This is a genomic window from Ruminiclostridium herbifermentans (assembly GCF_005473905.2).
GTDB lineage: Bacteria > Bacillota > Clostridia > Acetivibrionales > DSM-1351 > Ruminiclostridium > Ruminiclostridium herbifermentans.
The window spans coordinates 3,054,096-3,073,634 of sequence record NZ_CP061336.1; the positions used below are offsets into that span (position 1 = coordinate 3,054,096).

The following is a 19,539-nucleotide window of genomic DNA, read 5'->3' on the forward strand; positions in this document are numbered from 1 at the left end:
TTTTATTATCACCTAAGCTAACAAATTAATTATTTGCGTAATTATCTAATATATATGAAAAAACTATAGACATTATATTTCATATTAATATAATCTATAGTCATAGAAAATTTATAATTTAATGAATTTTATATATGTTATTCAAGAAAATATACTTAATAGTTCTTTAAAACCAGCTTTTGCATCCCCAATAAAAGTAATAAGCTTTGACTCTTTTTTATTGCAAGTCTTTATAACATCCTCTTTTGGTACTTCAATATATACAATCTGACTCTTATTAGGTTTATGCATATGTAATTTATTTTCGGCTACTTCTCTGATATTTTTTAAACTTTTAGCATTTTGAATTTCTATAGCAAGTAATTGGTTATTATTCTGTATTTCCAAATATTGCTTAGTAAGTTTGCTGTTATCATAACTCAATTGACTTATTTGTGCATATTTAAACATGGTCATAGCACACATACAAAAAATGGTTATAATACAAAAAGTAATTTTAGTTTTAATCTTTTTATTATTTCTTGCTATTTTTTTTGACTTGAGTACAACATTTTCCTCATAGGGATCATAAACATCGTTTTCTATCTTTTCAGCCACTGATCCATATACGTACTTAATATTGTTAGATGCCACTTAAATCACTCCCGTCAAAATTTTTTATTTCCACTTTCCTTTGTGTTTTTCTTTTGCTATTAAATGCTTAATTAAATTATTTCTTTTAAATTATTTAATTTTCATAATAAAAACCAAATTCATTCCATGTTCAAAGTCAGCTTAACAGAAAAATTATCCCAGATAAAAGCTTATTTAATAATTAACATTGTCTATTTATAAGCATTTATCTTTTGTTTTTTAATAACTTTCATCTTTCAAGTCAATTGCAATAAAACCTTGCTATTTCTGCAAACCTCTCACGTGCTTTATACGTTGATTTGCGAAAATATAATTGACTTTGTACTTCTACTTGCTCTTATTCTTTTGCTTACTTCAATACATTTGTCCTTTGTACGCCTTAATAACTTTCATCTTTTGTGCTGTTGCTTCTTTAATCTTTTGTTTTCTTGCTTTTTTCTTTTGTGTTGTTACTTCTTTCATCTTTTGTTTACTTACTTTTGTCTTTTGTGTTCTTGCTTACTTTCATCTTTTGTTTACTTACTTGCTTTTGTCTTTTGTGTTCTTGCTTACTTTCATCTTTTGTTTACTTACTTGCTTTTGTCTTTTGTGTTCTTGCTTGCTTTCATCTTTTGTTTACTTAATTTTTTCTTTTGTGTCTTACTTTTTCGTCTTTTGTTTACTTACTTGCTTTATCTTTTGTGTTCTTGCTTTTTTCATCTTTTGTTTAGCTACTTTTGTCTTTTGTATTTTTTACCTGCCTTCATCTTTGGCTTACTTACTTGTTTTTGTCTTTTGTGTTCTTGCTTTTTCATCTTTTGTTTAGTTACTTTTTGTCTTTTGTGTTCTTGCTTACTTTCATCTTTTGTTTACTTACTCATTTTATCTTTTGTGTTCTTTTCTTGCTTTCATCTTTTGTGTTCTTACTTCTTTTTTCTTTTGTATGATTGCTCGTTATGATAATTAGAAATGCTTGCCAATTTAAATTTTTTGTAAAACTCTAAGCTTTGCGCTTCTTGCCCTTGGATTATCCTCTAATTCTTTATCTGTTGAAACGATTGGTTTTCTATTTACCAATATCGCTTCAGGTTTCTTTCCGCATACACAAACCGGAAACGAAGGAGGGCAAGTACACGGATTTACATACTTACCATATTGCACTTTTACAATTCTATCTTCAAGGGAATGAAATGTTATTATACAAAGCCTTCCCCCACTTTTCAGCAATGATACGCAATCATCTATAGTGTTATTTAATATATCCAACTCTTGATTTACAGCAATTCTGATTGCCTGAAATGTTCTTTTTGCAGGATGTGGACCATCACGCCTAGCAGCACTTGGAACTGCCCTCTTTATAACATCAACCAAATCAAAAGTTGTATTAATAGGTTTTACTTCTCTATCTTCCACAATAAATTTTGCAATTCTCGATGCCCATTTTTCTTCACCAAAATCTCTAATAATGCGGTAAATATCTTGTTCTGAGTATTCATTTACTATTTGATATGCTGATAACTCTGAACTCCTATCCATCCGCATATCTAACGGTGCATCATGCTGATAACTAAAGCCTCTGGAAGCTTCGTCAAGTTGATGGGATGAAACACCCAAATCAAGCAGTATACCATCAACCTCAGCAATTCCTAGTTCACCACATATCTTTTTTATATTCTTAAAATTGGTATTTACTATTTTAAAACTTGCTTCCGCTTTAATTTCTTTAAGGCGCATAGAAGATGTTTCAACTGCAAAACTATCTTGGTCTAGACCAATCAAACATCCTTTTGCATTTAATCTTCTGTATATTTCAGATGAATGTCCTGCCCCTCCTATGGTACCGTCAATATAAACTCCTTCAGGATTTATATTTAAATATTCAATGCATTCATCTAATAAAACAGATTTATGTTTAAATTCCATTTTACACCTCAAAGTTTTCTCTTTACTAACCTCCAAACCATTTTCTTACACAAAAACACTTTTTATTGTGTAGAACACACTGCTTTGTGAGAACCTCTTTCTTCGTTGAGGCAAACGTCTAATTATATAATTTTATGCTATATACCTAGCATAGCCATTTTTTCTGCAATTTTATCAGCACTTATATTGTCATCGCTATTATATTTTTGCCAATTGGTCTTATCCCATATCTCAACCCTAGAAGAAACACCAATTATATATATGTCCTTTTCGAGTCCTGCATATTCACGCAAATTTTGTGGTATCAAAATTCTCCCCTGCTTATCCAACTCACACTCGGCTGCACCAGAAAAGAAAAATCTAATAAAAGCACGAACATCCTTATCTGTAAATGGAAGAGTCTTTAGTTTATTTTCAAGGCTTGTCCATTCTTCTAATGAGTATGCAAACAAACAGCAGTCAAGTCCTTTTGTTATTATGAACTTTTCTCCCAAGCCCTCTCTAAACTTTGAGGGTACGATTGCTCTGCCTTTTGGGTCAACTGTATGTTGATACTCACCATAAAACAATTTGTACACCCCTCACTTAACTATTTCCCTCCACTTTGCTCCACTTCTTACCACTTATATGGATATTTTATTGCAAAAACGTGAATTTTACAAGAGTTTTTATATAATTCATTACCAAAAAAAATAAAGACAGGTATAATATCCTGTCTTTATAGTCCAAAAGTACTAGTATTTAATTGGTAATTGTTTTAACAACACAATTTCTTAGATAAAACCATGTGGTTTGATGTTATTCTTTTTGTGAAGATTTTTAACTGAATGAACTTAGTATATTAATCATCCATTTGTATATCCGTCAGTGTACTTCTTACTAACTATTGAGAAGAACTAAAACTGCTTTTTTTGCTTCTAATAGTCACACTTAGCACTATTCCAATTGCAATAAAATTAGTTAGCATTGCTGTACCTCCTTGACTAACAAAAGGCAGCGGCAACCCTGTTACTGGAAGTAATCCAATACTCATACCTATATTTTCTATAAAATTAAATGAAATCATACCAGTAATTCCAATTACTAAAAAAGAACCATACGCATCACCTGCATTTTTAGCGATATGGATGCATCTCAATATAATAAACAATCCCAGTACTATTATTATCATTCCACCAATAAAACCTAGTTCCTCACCAACTACAGAAAATATAAAGTCCGACTCATTTACTGGAACACTGCCGCTTTGAGTTTGAATACCCTTTCCGTATCCTTGACCAAATAACTGCCCAGACCCTATTGCCATTTTTGACATAATTACATTGTAACCAGCACCTAATGGGTCTATTTCAGGAGAAATAAATGATAAAATTCTTTCTTTTCTTTTATCATTTAACACATAAACCCATATAAATGGCAATGATAATGCCAAGCATCCACAAAGGATAAATATGTATCTATAAGGTATTCCTACAATATAAATAAATATAAGGAATATAAATATAAATACTAAAGCCGTTCCTAAGTCTTTCTGCAGGAGAACAAATCCTATTGCTATGCAAGAATAAACAATAAACTTAATAATATCTGACTTATTTATTTCCTGACTTTCTTTAATTCTCTCCAAAAATACCGAAGCTAGGATTATATATGCAATTTTTGCAAACTCTGAAGGTTGGACACTCATTCCAGCTATTTTAATCCAATTTTTGTTACCTAGTTCCTCACCGCTTCCAATAATTAATGTAAGAACCATTAATCCCATTGCTCCAAAGAAAATTAATAAGCTAAAAAATTTAAGATTTTTATAGTCAATGGCACTTAAAATCAAGCATAAAGCTACTCCCATTATGAAAGCTAACACTTGAGACTTTAATATATTGGGTTTATTAGCTACAGCACTATTCAAAACAAAAAGCCCTATGATAGATAATGTCATTACCGAAAAAAACAGTAAATAATCAAACCTTTTATATGGATTTTCCGGTTTTAGTTTTTCTACAAAATACATTTCTCACCATTCCTAAATAGCATAATTTCTTTTATTCATCGTTTTCATTCTTCTGATTTTCAATAGGTTGATCAATAACTTCATTATCATCAGAAACTATATTTTTCTCCAAATCATTATCAACCTCATTATGCTCATTTCCAAATAAACTACTGGTCTTTTTTTCGGCTTCTAGTTTTTCCTCTTCCTCAATTTCTTTGAGTATACCAGCATATACGCTTTTTCCCGTATATTCTAGTTCAAGACTTTCATTGTTTAGCTTTATTCTTTTATAAACAATATAAATACCAAATGCTATTACAAGTACTACTGACAAGAACTGTGATACTCTCATATTCCCAAGCATTAAGCTATCTGTCCTAAGTCCTTCAATAAATGCTCTTCCAAGAGAATATGTTATAAAGTAAAAACAAAAAACCTCACCATCAAACTTCTTCTTCCTTCTCATCCACATCAAGAACACAAAAATAGCCAAATCTAAAATTGATTCATATAAAAAGGTAGGATGAACAGGCAAATCAGGATTTACTGTAATTCCATGCAATTGCTGTATTGCATCCATATTGTTCTGTAAATAAGCTTTTGTGACAGAACTTTTCATTCCCCATGGCAGTGATGTATTAGTACCAAAAGCCTCTTGATTGAAGAAATTTCCCCAACGTCCTATTGCTTGTCCAAGAGGAACATATGGAATTGCAAAATCAAAAAATTTAAAGGTAGGTATTTTTTTGTATCGTGCTACAAAGTAGGCTGTAATAACTGCACCAATTATGCCGCCATATATAGCAAGTCCTCCATTTCTAATATTGAAAATTTCTAGTAAATTTGAACTATAATCTTCCCACCTAAATATAACATAATATAATCGCGCAAAAATTATTGATATAGGTGCTGCAAACAGCATCAAATCAATTACTGTATCGGGAACCAAATCAAATTTCTTTGAATCTTTTATAGCCCAAATTACACACACACACATAGCCAAAGCTATAATAATCCCATACCAATATATTGACTTATTAAAGATTCTAAAAGCCTCACTTGAAATATTAAATTCTAAATTCATATTTGGAAAACTTACAAGAATGCTCTCTTTCATTACTAACCTCCCACACCCCATTCAGGTATAAAACTATAGTTAAACTAGAATACATAATACTAGCGCAGCTGACTACCAAAACAATTGAAAACTCAGCAAGTTCGCACTAAATTATGTTTTCGGGCTAGTCTCAAACCTTATCTTAACTCTTCAATTATTGATTGAAAAGCCGCTTGCAGGTCTTCTCTGCCCGAAAACGCACCATGTTTGCACTGAATTATGTTTTCGAGCTTTTTACAACAGACAAAGCCATTTTTTCAATATCAAAATGCTTATAAAATACATCTGTTATATAATCAAAGCTTATTGTATCATAAACATTAAAATAATCAAACATTGTTACACCTTTAAAATATAAGCTTATGAATGTTCGAGATATACTCTCAACAGAATTAAACTGTCTTAAGAACCTGCCCTTTGCTGCCTTTTGTAGTCTTTCAAACACATTTAGTTCAAGGCCATTATCCTGTAAGCGTCTTATTTCTTTAACCAATAAATCTTTTACTGCCTCAGGATTAACAGACTCCCCACCTAACATAGAATAAGCATAGCTGCTCTCTAACGAAAAATCCGTCTCAAAGGTAGAATTTATTAATCCTTTATCATAAAGGTTGGAATATAATTCTGAACTTTTACCAATAATCATTGATAATAGCAACTTTATTGCCACAGTGTATTTCAGTATTTCTGTTCCCTGAAGATTAAAATTGTTATCCTTAAAGCCAATATAAAACAATGGTGTAGGAACAGGCATTATTTGTTCTACATATTTTTTATTTAAACTTTCGCTTTCATCAGGAAAAATTCTCTTTATCTCGGAAACTTTTTTTGTAGACTGAATGTTCTTTTCTATTTGCTCAAATACTTGATTATGATCTACATCTCCTACTACTGTTACTACCATATTTGACGGGTGATAAAACGTCTCGTAGCATTTATATAATGTTTCTTTAGTAATTTTACTTATGCTTTCAATAGAACCTGCAATATCCAGCTTCACTGGGTGCTTTTCATATAAAGCTTCTAATAGATTGAATGAAACCCTCCAACCAGGATTATCGCGATACATATTTATTTCCTGTCCAATTATACCCTTTTCTCTCTCAACGCTTTCTTCTGTAATATAAGGATTTTGTACAAAATTCAAAAGTAAATCAAAATTTTCTTTGAACAAATCGGTGCAAGAAAAAAGATATACAGTTTGATTAAAGCTTGTATATGCATTTGGTCTTGAACCTAAAGCAGCAAATTTATCCATAACACTGCCATCTTTTTGTTCAAAAAGCTTATGCTCCAAAAAATGAGCAATTCCATCAGGCACTCTAGTTGTATCCTTATCACCTGGAATAATAAACTCATTGTCTACTGAACCGTATTTTGTTGAGAACGTAGCATATTTTTTACTATAACCTTTTTTGGGAATCACAAGGCACTTTAATCCGCTGCTATGTTCATATTTATATAATTTTTCATCATAATTGTTATACTCAATCGTTTCAAATTTCATAAAAACCTCCCACGCCCCATTGGGCATAAAATTTTGTAAAGTAATGGTGAATACAACTTAGCACCTTTTTGCTATACCACCCACACTAACTCAAAAATGCACCATGTTCATCCTGAGTTATTTTTCGAGCTATTTAGCAGTAAGGAAATATACTGTATCTAGCAGTATCTTCTTTGAAACATTGACTACATCCTGTTTTGATACATTCTTTGTCTTTTCAATAACATTTTCCATTGTATCGTGGGTTCCTGCTATCAATTGACTTAAATAAAAATCTACGATTTGTAATTGACTGTCCTTAAGTGAGAGAATTCCTGTTTCTATAGCCTTAATTGTAGCATTTAATTCATAATCAGATATTTTTCCAGCCTGAATATCTTCTAGTTGCTTAAGAATAAGTTCTTTTGCATGATCTTTTTCCTTTATATCTATACCACTTTCAATAACCATTAAGCCTTTAAACTTTTCCAGGCTGGCAAAAACAAAATAAGCTAATCCAGCCTTTTCTCTTACATTCTGAAAGAGTTTTGAGTGCATTCCTCCGCCTAGTATGCCATTGTATACTAATAGAGAGTAATAATCATCCTCCTTAGCTGTTATATTAGTTCTAAAGCCTAATGAGAGTTTTCCTTGATTAACATCCATTTTATCTTCAAAATAGCTAACCTTATCAACAAATTTCTTAACAATACTAGTGCTTAATGCCTTTTGAGCAGTTCTCTTTATACTTTTTAGTCTGCCCTTCATTAAATCAATATCTTTATCATTAAGTTCTCCTGTTACAAAAATATCTATTGGCAGAGTACTCACTTTTTCTTTGTAGTGCTTATATAACTCGTCTGAAGTTATTCTCTCTATTTGATCTATTGAACCATACTCGTATAGTCCAAAGGGCTCATCTTTACACATTAATTCATGGCATCTTTCTTGTGCATATTGAACCTTGTCATTAGTTCTCCCTTCAACAAGCATTTTTAAATTGCTTTTTTCCAGTTCAACATATTGCTCGTTAAATGTACCATCTTGTAAAACAGGGTTAAAAATTATATTTATTAAAAATTCAAAAGCTTTTTCAAAATTGCTACTACTATTAAAAGTATATTTATCAGATAGATATTCAAAGTAAAATTGCATTATCTGTCTTTCACCCTTTTTTGCAATACCACAGTCAAATATCGCTCCATAAAGATCTTCTAAGTATAAATTAATTTCCTTTATCGTTGGTAGACCTTTACAGCCTCTTCTTAAAACTGAAGGAAAAAGAGCATTAAGAGAAACAGAATTAACATTTAGATCATCTTGAAAAAAAACATTAATAGTATTGGTTTTAAACTTATTTGTCTTTATATTGAAAACCCGTATACCATTTATTTCTATTATCTTATTTAATTTATCTTCTGAATCATAAGTATTTGTCATGCTTACCTCCTAAAAATCAAAATTTATAAAAATTTTCTCAAACTTAAACCTTAGTAATATCAGATTTGGCAGCATTAATCTTATATTATATAAGTTGGTTAACCGAGCAATGAACCTTTACTAAACTTTAGCATCCCTAGATTTTTTTCGAAAGTTAGATTGGAAACAATTACAAAAATTAGTTATTTGAATAAATATTATTCTAGTAACAAACCATTGATAATTTTTACCCCACTAATATATTCAATATATGAAGGTTGTGTAATTATTATTAAAAGTTATTTCTAAAATACTATAATACAGCCTACATGCTAACTTTACCATAAAATAGCAATTTCTCGTAGACTCTTACATTTATATTGTAATTATGCCAATCATATATAATTATACATGTATATGAATAAAAAGTATCCATATATAGTATAATAATTTTTTTAGTATATATTCAATAAACTTGATTAAATAGAGACTAAATTACAAATAATAAATTTGAAGTCAATTACTATCAGACAGATATCAATTTATATTATGTGATATTTTCTTTTAGAGACTAACTTGAAAAGAACTTATTACTAACATAGTTTTTTTTAGTTTACAAATTTTTGTAGTCTAAATAAGCAAAGGAGGTTTAATATGAACAACTATAAAGACAGAAAATATGCCAGATGCGTGAAAAAATCAAATAGCTCATCAGATAATGGGTATGATGAGGAAGAATTATCCATTTCAAGTACTGCGGCTTTAGGTATTTTAGGCGGAACATTTATTGTTGGACTTATCTCTGGCAAATTACTAAGCATGCTAATGAAATCAAAATAAAAAGAATTTTTAACTAAAAACGATATTCTACCTTTTACATAGAATATCGTTTTTAGTTTTATATACATTAACTCATAGAATTATACTACTCATACCTCAAGGACTCAATAGGGTCAAGGTCAGCTGCTTTTTTAGCAGGATATACTCCAAACAATAAGCCCAGTGCAATTGAGCCTAAGAATGCTAGAACCACTACTTTTACATTTACTACAGGCGGTATCTTTATAAGTGAGGATATAATAAACCCTCCTAGAATACCAAAAGCAATTCCTATCAAGCCACTTATACCTGTTAACATTATTGACTCTGTAATAAACTGAAAGACAATATCTCGTTTTCTGGCTCCTAATGCTTTTCTTACACCTATTTCTCTAATACGCTCAGTAACAGATACTAAAAGTATGTTTACTATGCCTATTCCTCCAACAACAAGCGTAATAACAGCAACTACCAACAATACTGATGATACTATTCCTAGCATTGAGTTTAAAACTTCCTGATAATCAGACAAGAATTCAACAGCATACTTGTCTTTATTTCCATGCTTCTTTTCAAGAGTTCTTATTACTTTATCACCAATCTTCTTCAATTTAGCACTATCAGTTTCGTCAACTGAAGCATAAATAAAGTTTAATGAAGTATCCACATAAGATTGTAGCGTAGTCATAGGAATTACTAAGGAAACTGGTTGATTCTCATTAATCAGCATACCGCTGAATGGGGATTCTTCAACCTCTGTAACTCCTACAACTGTTAAATTTAATGAACCTCCTGAGTTTAATGCTACTCTAAGCTTTTGTCCAATAGGGTCTGTATCTTTATAATAAACCTTAGCAAATTCCTCATCAATTACAACAACATTTGACCTTGTTGAATTGTCAATATCATTTATCATTCTTCCTTTAGCCATATCAGAAGGCATAATTTCTTTGAATTGAGATGAAACACCAGTAATACTTGCCTTTCTGATTTTAGTTCCAACCCTTAACGAACCTGAACCTGATATGGTAGTTCCAACATTTTTGATTTCTTCGACAGTGCTAATTGCTTTCATATCATCATTTTTCAGTATATCGTTTGAATTTATAGTACCTGACCTATAGTACACAACTAAAACATTAGCCCCAATTTTTGCAAACTCACTGTCCATATAGCTTTGAGTGGCATTTCCTATTGCAACAATTGTAATAACAGAAAACACACCCATAATAATACCAACCATAGTTAGGATGGAACGGAGTTTATTGGCACGGAGGCTTGACAATGCTTGTTTAAAGCTTTCAATAATATTCATTCCGTTTAACCACCTCGCCTTTTAATTTTCACTAATTTTTATCCTTGCCCCATCCTTATATACTGCCTTAGGATTCATAACAACAAGGTCGCCCTCTTTAATTTCACCTTTTTTTACTTCAGCAGTCATATCAGAAGTGCTACCTAGTTCAACTGACTTTTTAATCATTGTCTTTTTATCTTCACTTACTACGTAAATAAAATCATTTCCGTCCTTGTCTTGAGTGAGCATATCAAGCTGAATTGTTAAAACATTGGTGATATTTACTGTTTTTATATCACAATTCACAGTAATTCCTGGCTTGATGTTAGATGTAACATTGTCAATACCCACTGTAACTTGAATGACGGTTTCTGAACTGCCCATACCTGTTGTACTTGAACTTGCAACTGGTGAAACACTAGTTACCTTTCCTGTTATTATTTCATTTTCAGGTATTGAATCCCCTGTTATATTAACACTTTGCCCCACCTGTATCTGCTTAGCATTATACTCATTTACATTAACCTTAACTTCCAATTTGTTAGGATCTATTACTACAAAAGCAGGATGTCCACTAGGAGTATACGAACCTTCTGAAACATTTACCTGTGATATAACTCCATCCATAGTACACACCATTGATTCTTTTATTTTCTTTATTTTATTCTCAAGATTTTTTATAGTTAATGCACTGTTCTCTATAGCTACTTGCTGAGATTGAATATCAATTTGTTTTGAACTTTCTGATTGATTGTTGTTTTTTGATGTTTCGTTTAATGCTGCTTTTTGAGACTCAAGATTTATTTTAGCATTATTTAATGCAACTTCAGCATCCTTATATGTATTTTCTGCCATTTCCAGTTCACTTTTTGACTTGTCACCAACTTCATAAAGCTTCTTTGTATCGTTATAATTTTTTAAAGCTACATCATAGTTTCTCTGAGCTGAAATCACAGAGTTCTCTGCTACCTTTAATGAATTCTCAGCCGATGTAACATTAACTTTAGTATCCATAAGCTTCAATTTCTTTAAAGCAAGTTCTTGAGTTCTTTTTGTCAATTTAGCCTGCTCTAACTGTGAATTTAAATCATCAAAATCAAAATCTACCAGCTTTTGTCCCTTTTTTACTACATCGTTTTGTTTTACATATACCTTTGTTGCCTTTATTGGAGTATCTATGTAGATTTCAGACTTTTCAATCTCAGTAACAGTTCCATTTGCTGAGACATATGAACTGATATCACCTTTTTTTATTTCACTTACTTCAACGGTATAAAGAGGCCCACTTCCTGCACTGCCAGCATTCTTAACTATCCCCACTACAACTAAAACAATAATTAGTGCCGCAACACCAATCCCTATAAAAACCTTCTTCTTCATTTTAACCTCCAAGTAATCCTATATATATTAAATATTTCTTGCAGTATTATATTAACTCATTGCAGTAACTTCAGTAATACCTGAATAAACAGCTAGTAATGCAAATATACAAGCAACTATTATGTACACCTTCTTTTTACTCAATTTACTTACTGTGGTAATACCTATAGCTATTACTGCATACTGCCAAATTGTAAATACCTCTATCATTTTAGACATACCATATATAAAGCTACCTTTCATTTCTGGTATAAGAGAGGCTATACTTGTAAAACTAACATCGGAAAAAACACCAGTAAGTCTAGTAGTTATTATAGTTACAATTGTAGATAATGCAGAAATAACAGTAGCATATCCTATAACAGATAAAACCTGTTTGAATTTGCCTTCACCCTTAAATATCTTAATAATCGACCATATAACTAAAGCATAAATTAGTAACATTATAACTGCTCCGATGGGACCACCAATTATAGATGAGTATTGTGATATGCTGAGAGTTTGCTCTAATTGCTGCTCGGTAATTTCTATGTTCATTTTCGCATATGTAGATTCCAATACACCTCTTGTATATTCCATGTACATGGGTAATGTCGAAAGTATCATAACAAGAGGAACTAGAGCTGTAAGTAATATTCCAAATAATACACGAGGTTTTTGCTCAAGAGACTGCATAACCTTACCGGGGAAACATATTACACCAATAACCCTTTTAATAAAACTCATTTTTGAATAATCAACTTGATTTTCACCAAAATTACTTTCATTCATAATTACATTATTATCATTCATTTTCCCACTTTCCTTTCTTGAGTTAAAATTTATTGTATTGTTTTTAATTAACATACAGAAAAAATATTTATGCTTCTGCCACACTGTAGCTTTTCAGAATTTCTTTTGCATCTAAAGGTTTTTTAACTACTTCATCAGATTTTAAAAAGCCGTCTCTGAATCTCAAAACTCTTTTGGTGTGCTCTGCTATATCAGGTTCATGTGTAACAAGTACAATTGTAACTCCTTCTTTGTTTAAATCCTGAAAAACTGACATTATCTCCTCACTTGATGAACTATCCAGATTTCCTGTTGGTTCATCTGCAAGTATTATTGCAGGAGAATTAACTAATGCTCTTGCAATTGCAACCCTCTGCTTTTGTCCGCCTGACATTTCATTTGGCTTGTGGTGCATTCTTTTTTCCAATCCAACTCTCTCTAAAGCACTAATAGCCCTATTTCTTCTTTCCTTACTGCCCACCCCTGCATAAATCATAGGAAGTTCAACATTCTGCAACGCGGTTATTCTAGGCAATAAGTTAAAAGATTGAAACACAAAACCAATTTTAAGATTTCTTATTTTAGCAAGCTGAACCTCATTCAAAGTAGATATATTGATACCATCTAACCAGTACTCGCCTGATGTGGATTTATCCAAGCATCCTATTATATTCATTAAAGTAGACTTTCCTGAACCTGAAGGACCCATTATAGCAACAAACTCTTCCTTTTCTATATCTATGTTGACATTCTTAAGGGCTTCTACTTGAATCTGTCCATTTTTATAAACTTTACCTAAATTCTTCATTGAAATTATCAATGCATTTATTCCTCCTCCCAGATTTGAACTTATAAGCTTCCTTTCCGCATCAAGCAATAACCCAATGCATTAATTGAACAATGTTAACATTTAAAGTCCTTAATATTTTAGCTTTCAAAACATTAAAATTTTAAACCTGTTTTTTATTTAACAATATCACATATAAGCTGAGAATATATGATATTAATTAGCATATTCTAGGCAATTGATCTCCAGCAAGCAGACCAATAATTCTAGCACCACCGCTTAAAGCTTTGAGAAGTACTTTAGGTTCTCCTGCTTTTGAAACTTCACCAATAATCTGTGCATCTCTGCCATATTTGTTTTTTCTCATTACATTTAGCACAGCTTCAACTTTTTCTGCAGGTACAAAGCTTAATAGCTTACCTTCATTAGCCAAATATATCGGATCCATTCCTAAAAGTTCGCACACTCCTTGAACCTCTCTTTTTATAGGGAGCTTATCTTCTTCTATCACTATTGAAACATTGCTCTGAAATGCAATTTCATTTAATGTAGTTGCAACTCCACCTCGAGTAGGGTCCCTGAGAACATGAATATCCGATGTAACCTCCAGCATATCATGAACCAAACCAGAAAGCGGAGCACAATCACTCTTGATTTCAGCTTGAAACCCCATATTCTCTCTTTCAAGAAGAATAGAGCATCCATGGTCTCCAATGGTACCAGAGATTATAATCTTATCTCCTACCTGTGCGTTTTTACCTGAGATACAAATTCCATCAGGAACTATACCAATACCAGAGGTATTAATAAATATCTTATCCGCCGCTCCCTTTTGAACAACCTTTGTGTCACCTGTTACTATCTGTACACCACATTCACGAGCAGTAATACTCATGGCTTCAACGATTTTCTCCAATTCCTCTATGCTAAAACCCTCTTCAATAATGAAACCACAACTTAAATATAATGGTGTTGCACCACTTGTTGACAAATCATTTACCGTACCACATACCGCAAGCTTTCCAATATTGCCTCCATTAAAAAATATTGGAGTAACAACAAAGCTGTCTGTAGTGAAAACTAGATTATTTGAATTAGTTATACTTAGCTTAGCACAATCATCCCCTTGCGAAAGAATATCATTATTAAAATGCTTTTTGAACACTTGATCTATTAACTTTAAAGTAGCTGAACCACCACTGCCATGAGCTAAAGTAATTATGTTTTGCATATCTTATTTGTAAGCCTCCGTATCTTATTATAGTTTGTAACTATATTAAACACTAGCATAATTCCTATTTTATAGTATATTCCCCTTATATTTTTTATAACTTAATCAATCACCTATGGCATTTATTACTGACATATTATCGTGTACACAAACTCATGGAATTTAAGCTTGTAAAATAAATTCTTACTCTCCATATTTATAATAAGCAGCACATGTACCTTCAGATGAAACCATACAAGCACCTACTGGATTTTCTGGAGTACATCTAGTTTTAAACAGTTTACAGTCTATAGGTCTTTTCTTTCCCTTCAGAACTTCACCGCACTGACATCCCTTTGGTTCAGGACTAGCTTTAATCTTAATATCAAATTTTTTTGCTGCATCAAACCTTTCATATTCGGCATTAAGCTCCAGCCCAGAGTTTTTAATATTGCCAATTCCACGCCAAACAGCATCAGCAGCTTGAAAAACTTCATACATTTTTTGCTGTGCTTTTGTGTTACCTTCTTTAGTAACAATCCTTGAATACATATTCTCTAAAATAATATTACCATTTGATATATTTTTAACTAAAATATTTATCGAATACAATATATCTAGAGGTTCAAAACCTGCCACTACACCAGCCTTTTTCATATTATACGCAACATTTGAAAAAAAGTCTGTACCAATTATAGCAGAAACATGTCCAGGATAAATAAAACCATCTATATCCAACTCACTGTCTTCTGCAAGGGTTTTAATTGCTTCTGGCATTGTCTTGTTTGCTGTCAATACAGAAAAGTTATTTAAACCTTCACTTTTTGCCTTGTATACAGTAAGAGCAATAACTGGAGTTGTAGTTTCAAATCCAACAGATAAAAAAACAACCTCCTTATCTGGATTCTCTCTTGCTAAATCCAAGGCATTTAGTGGAGAATAAACCATTTGGACGTTGTTTCCTATAGCTTTTTTATAAAGTAATGTACTTTCATTACCAGGTATTCTCATCATGTCGCCAAAAGTTGTAATAATAATGTCTTTTTTATCTGAAAGCTGTAATGCACTATCAATATATGATGTTGGAGTAACACATACTGGGCACCCCGGGCCAGATACCAGTTCAATACTTTTTGGCAAGAGTGACCTAAGCCCATATCGAGAAATTGCCATAGTATGTGTTCCACAAACCTCCATAATTTTTAAATTGGGACCCGAATAGTTGCTGAGATTATCTACAATCTTTTGTATTACTTCTTTATCTCTAAATTCATCAATATAGTTTGCCATGCATCCTCCATATTCTAACTAATACAAAATTACTTTATGATTCTATTAAATACCCATTTTTCTGATATCTTCAAATATCTCTATAGTTTTAAGAGCTTCTTCTTGATCAAGTACTTGAATAGCACACCCTGCGTGGACTAATACGTAATCTCCTACTTTTACATTTTCAAGAAGTTCTATAGAAACAGTGTTTGATACCCCCATCATTTCAACTGTACCTGTATTTCCATCAATGCTCAATACCTTTGAAGGTAAACCTAAACACATTTTTAAATCCTCCTATCCCTTAATTAAAATCAATTCAATAAACATAATAAATTTCTAAAACTAACCTTAATATTATTAACTTTCCCAATGAAAATTCTCTACATACTCAAGTTTAATAATTGTTTGCCAGCCCAAGTCTTACTTCTGCAAATGTCCAATTTGTTTTTATAGTTTGTCTTAAAGGCTGCTCCACCCATTTTCAATCAGTTTCTATTCTTTTCAATTGATAAAGTCTAGGGCATCAAACATTTCAACTTTGAAAGCTGTGCTAGTAATTTTTACTTGTACACATTTAAAGTATATACTCAACACAAATACATTTCAATTGCAAGACTTGGTAACTCAGCAACTTAATGTTAACATTTTCTTATAAGTTCATTAAAACTTTTATTTATTATTGCCTTATCCATTCCTGCCAATAATCTTACCAAGTGCAAGTACTGCTTGACCTAATGCAATTCCACCATCATTAGCTGGATATTCTGAATGAGTAAATACATTAAAATTATGTTTTCTCAATCTTTCAACACACATTTTAAGCAAAGTAATGTTTTGAAAAACTCCACCGCTTAAAACTACTGCATTCAGGTTACTATTTTTCCTTATTAATATACAGCCCTGCAACACAATTTCAGCAATAGTAGAATGGAACCTTGAGGCAATATACTCCTTACTATTTCCTGCTTGCATATCTTGAATAATTTGCTCTATTATACAGTTCGTTTGAACAACAAATCCACCAATATTATCAAGACTATCAACACATTCTATTTCGCCTGAAACAGCTGAATTGTTCTCAGAAATTGAATAGTCCTCATGACTGCTTAAATTTATATCACAAGACTTCTCATTTTGTTTTTGATTACAAAAATTTAAAATATATGGTTTGGCGTTTGCATCTATTGCATAATATTCCAACTCAATTGCTGCTTGCCCTTCATAGCTTATATCAGTATTTATACCCAGCAGCGCAGAAACAGCATCAAAAAATCTGCCCATACTTGAGGTTTTCGGACAGTTAATCTTTTTCTCAAGCATTTTTATTGTGAATTCAATATCCTTCTGACTTATATTGTCCAGTATATTCACATTTTTATGCTTGTAATCAGCTTCATTAGCACACAAAATATCATTACTATTATGAGACTGTGCGTTACCCTTATCTTCGTCACCTAATTTATCTTCACTAGTTTCACAATTTCCCCGTTCATTGCTATGTTGTAGCAAATAAGTTTTATTAGCAGAATACAGATAGCTTACAGCCATTCTCCACGGATGCTTAACAGCCGAATCACTTCCAGGCATCATAACATAATCCAAATGCCCAACTCTTTCAAGTCCATAATAGCCACCCTTAAAAAATTCTCCTCCCCAAATGTTACCATCATCACCATAGCCAGTCCCATCAAAAGAAACCCCAATAACTTCTCCATCCAACTGATTTTCTGCCATACATGCAGCAATGTGAGCTTTATGATGTTGTATTCCGATTTTTTCCTTTTCAATATGTTTTAGAGCATATTGTGAAGAAAAATAATTTGGATGAAGGTCATAAGCAATATAATCATAAGAAATATCAAATAATTTTTTAAAGTGCTCAACTCCACTGATAAAAGCATTGTTGGTGCTTTCATTTTCTAAATCCCCAATATGGTGACTTAGATAAAATAAATTATCTTTATTCATGCAAAAAACATTTTTAAGTTCTCCACCACAAGCCAAAATTGATGGTATTTCAAAGCATTCTGGTATATTAAAAAGCTTACGGATATCTAAAATAATAGGTTTGGGAACATATCCCCGAGAACGCCGAATAATATACTCTCTTCCTTCAAAAACTCTTGTAACCGAGTCATCAGTGCGAATATATATTTCTCGATTATGTGTTAAAAAAACATCTGCAATTTCAGAAAGTTCATTAATTGCATCATCATCCTTATAAAATATCGGCTCACTTGATAAATTTCCGCTTGTCATGACTATTAATTCAGGAAATCCATCTTGTTTAAATAATATGTGATGGATTGGCGTATACGGCAGCATTACACCTAAGTATTTATTAAGAGGTGCTATTAATTCAGGAAGTTTTATACCTTCCTTTTTTTCAAGAAGCACAATAGGGCTTGCAGGAGATTTTAATAATTCAATTTCTTTATCATTCATTTTACAATACTTATTAATTACATCAAGATTTTTCATCATAATTGCAAATGGTTTTTTATCACGATGCTTTCTATTTCTAAGTCTCTCAATTGCACTATCATTTAAGGCATCACATGAAAGATGATATCCTCCAATTCCCTTTATAGCAGCTATTTGACCAGTTTTTATTACTTCTGCAATATGTTCTATGCATTTCTTACTATTAGAAAAAGCTTCTAAACTGCTGTACTCTTCATGCAAATAAGCATGTAAATCACATTTGTCTGAATATCTAATATTATTTAAAAGTGGCATTTGTAATTGGTCTGATTGTGCTGGCATACTCTCTTTTTCAAATTCATTTAGCGTACAATTATATAAATTTGATGCATTTTGATGCTCTGAAAACTTAAAATGTTCAGTTTTCATTCTGAATTGAGAATTTGAATTACCTAATACAATTTCCAAACTTGGTCCGCATCTGTGGCAGGCGATAGGCTGAGCATGATATCTTCTATCGGCAGGGTCTGTATACTCTTTTCTACAGCTATCACACATGTAAAAGCTATCCATCGTGGTTTTATCCCTGTCATAAGGAATGTCTTTTATTATAGTAAACCTAGGTCCACAATTTGTACAATTAATAAAAGGATACAGATATCTTCTGTCCCCTCTGTCTTTAATCTCCTTCAAACAATCATTGCATGTTGCTACATCAGGAGAAATAAAAATATTACCTTTAAGGCTTGTTTGACTTTCCTTTATTGTAAAGTCCTTGAAACCTTCAAATGGTAATTCCTTATAATCAATTGATTCAATTTTAGATAGAGTAGGCGCTGATTTTCTTATTTGATTTAAAAAATCAACTAATTTATCCTTATTGGCTTCTATCTCAATTATTACATTACTATCCTCATTGCCAACCCAACCCTTTAAGCCAAGTTTCGTAGATAAATTATATATAAAGGGTCTAAATCCTACACCTTGAACAATTCCAGTTATAATAATTCTATATTTATTCATAGT

Annotated in this window: 16 protein-coding genes; 1 reads left to right on the forward strand and 15 read right to left on the reverse strand. The window is 31.7% G+C overall.

Features of this window, described 5'->3' with window-relative positions; all coding sequences use genetic code 11:
* Positions 1-141: 141 nt before the first annotated feature.
* The 7 genes from EHE19_RS12420 to yfmF all read right to left on the reverse strand — a co-directional run bounded on the left by EHE19_RS12420 (position 142) and on the right by yfmF (position 8,571).
* Complete coding sequence (locus tag EHE19_RS12420) at positions 142-633, reverse strand: cell division protein FtsL (protein WP_137697913.1); 492 nt, start codon at positions 631-633, stop codon at positions 142-144.
* A 960-nt stretch (positions 634-1,593) separates the two neighbouring features.
* Positions 1,594-2,535 (reverse strand): 16S rRNA (cytosine(1402)-N(4))-methyltransferase RsmH, encoded by a 942-nt coding sequence (gene rsmH / locus EHE19_RS12425; protein ID WP_137697912.1) that lies wholly within the window; start codon positions 2,533-2,535, stop codon positions 1,594-1,596.
* Positions 2,536-2,672: 137 nt separating this feature from the next.
* Complete coding sequence (gene mraZ / locus EHE19_RS12430) at positions 2,673-3,104, reverse strand: division/cell wall cluster transcriptional repressor MraZ (RefSeq protein ID WP_137697911.1); 432 nt, start codon at positions 3,102-3,104, stop codon at positions 2,673-2,675.
* A 314-nt stretch (positions 3,105-3,418) separates the two neighbouring features.
* Positions 3,419-4,546, reverse strand: coding sequence for a rod shape-determining protein RodA (gene rodA / locus EHE19_RS12435; protein ID WP_137697910.1), 1,128 nt, complete (start codon positions 4,544-4,546; stop codon positions 3,419-3,421).
* A 31-nt stretch (positions 4,547-4,577) separates the two neighbouring features.
* Positions 4,578-5,645, reverse strand: a complete 1,068-nt coding sequence (lgt, locus tag EHE19_RS12440; RefSeq protein ID WP_137697909.1) for a prolipoprotein diacylglyceryl transferase — start codon at positions 5,643-5,645, stop codon at positions 4,578-4,580.
* Between the two features lie 217 nt (positions 5,646-5,862).
* Entirely contained in the window at positions 5,863-7,152 is a 1,290-nt protein-coding gene (gene yfmH, locus EHE19_RS12445) for an EF-P 5-aminopentanol modification-associated protein YfmH (RefSeq protein WP_137697908.1), read from the reverse strand.
* Positions 7,153-7,281: 129 nt separating this feature from the next.
* A complete protein-coding gene (yfmF, locus tag EHE19_RS12450) occupies positions 7,282-8,571 on the reverse strand; it encodes an EF-P 5-aminopentanol modification-associated protein YfmF (protein WP_137697907.1) in 1,290 nt (429 codons plus the stop codon).
* Positions 8,572-9,204: 633 nt separating this feature from the next.
* Here yfmF and EHE19_RS12455 point away from each other — a divergent pair.
* A complete protein-coding gene (locus EHE19_RS12455; protein ID WP_137697906.1) occupies positions 9,205-9,390 on the forward strand; it encodes a hypothetical protein in 186 nt (61 codons plus the stop codon).
* A gap of 85 nt (positions 9,391-9,475) precedes the next feature.
* Here the strand turns inward: EHE19_RS12455 and EHE19_RS12460 are convergent, their stop codons facing one another.
* From EHE19_RS12460 to EHE19_RS12495, 8 genes are all read right to left on the reverse strand, one after another.
* Complete coding sequence (locus EHE19_RS12460; RefSeq protein WP_137697905.1) at positions 9,476-10,684, reverse strand: ABC transporter permease; 1,209 nt, start codon at positions 10,682-10,684, stop codon at positions 9,476-9,478.
* Between the two features lie 21 nt (positions 10,685-10,705).
* Positions 10,706-12,046 (reverse strand): efflux RND transporter periplasmic adaptor subunit, encoded by a 1,341-nt coding sequence (locus tag EHE19_RS12465; RefSeq protein WP_137697904.1) that lies wholly within the window; start codon positions 12,044-12,046, stop codon positions 10,706-10,708.
* A 51-nt stretch (positions 12,047-12,097) separates the two neighbouring features.
* Positions 12,098-12,838, reverse strand: coding sequence for a YknW family membrane protein (gene yknW, locus EHE19_RS12470; protein WP_244648227.1), 741 nt, complete (start codon positions 12,836-12,838; stop codon positions 12,098-12,100).
* 67 nt (positions 12,839-12,905) lie between these two features.
* A complete protein-coding gene (locus EHE19_RS12475) occupies positions 12,906-13,637 on the reverse strand; it encodes an ABC transporter ATP-binding protein (protein WP_137697903.1) in 732 nt (243 codons plus the stop codon).
* 187 nt (positions 13,638-13,824) lie between these two features.
* Positions 13,825-14,835 (reverse strand): hydrogenase expression/formation protein HypE, encoded by a 1,011-nt coding sequence (hypE, locus tag EHE19_RS12480; RefSeq protein WP_137697902.1) that lies wholly within the window; start codon positions 14,833-14,835, stop codon positions 13,825-13,827.
* A 183-nt stretch (positions 14,836-15,018) separates the two neighbouring features.
* On the reverse strand, positions 15,019-16,104 hold the full coding sequence (gene hypD / locus EHE19_RS12485) for a hydrogenase formation protein HypD (RefSeq protein ID WP_137697901.1): 1,086 nt from the start codon (positions 16,102-16,104) through the stop codon (positions 15,019-15,021).
* 45 nt (positions 16,105-16,149) lie between these two features.
* Positions 16,150-16,371 (reverse strand): HypC/HybG/HupF family hydrogenase formation chaperone, encoded by a 222-nt coding sequence (locus EHE19_RS12490; RefSeq protein ID WP_137697900.1) that lies wholly within the window; start codon positions 16,369-16,371, stop codon positions 16,150-16,152.
* A 402-nt stretch (positions 16,372-16,773) separates the two neighbouring features.
* Positions 16,774-19,536, reverse strand: coding sequence for a carbamoyltransferase HypF (locus EHE19_RS12495; protein WP_244648228.1), 2,763 nt, complete (start codon positions 19,534-19,536; stop codon positions 16,774-16,776).
* Positions 19,537-19,539: the final 3 nt, after the last annotated feature.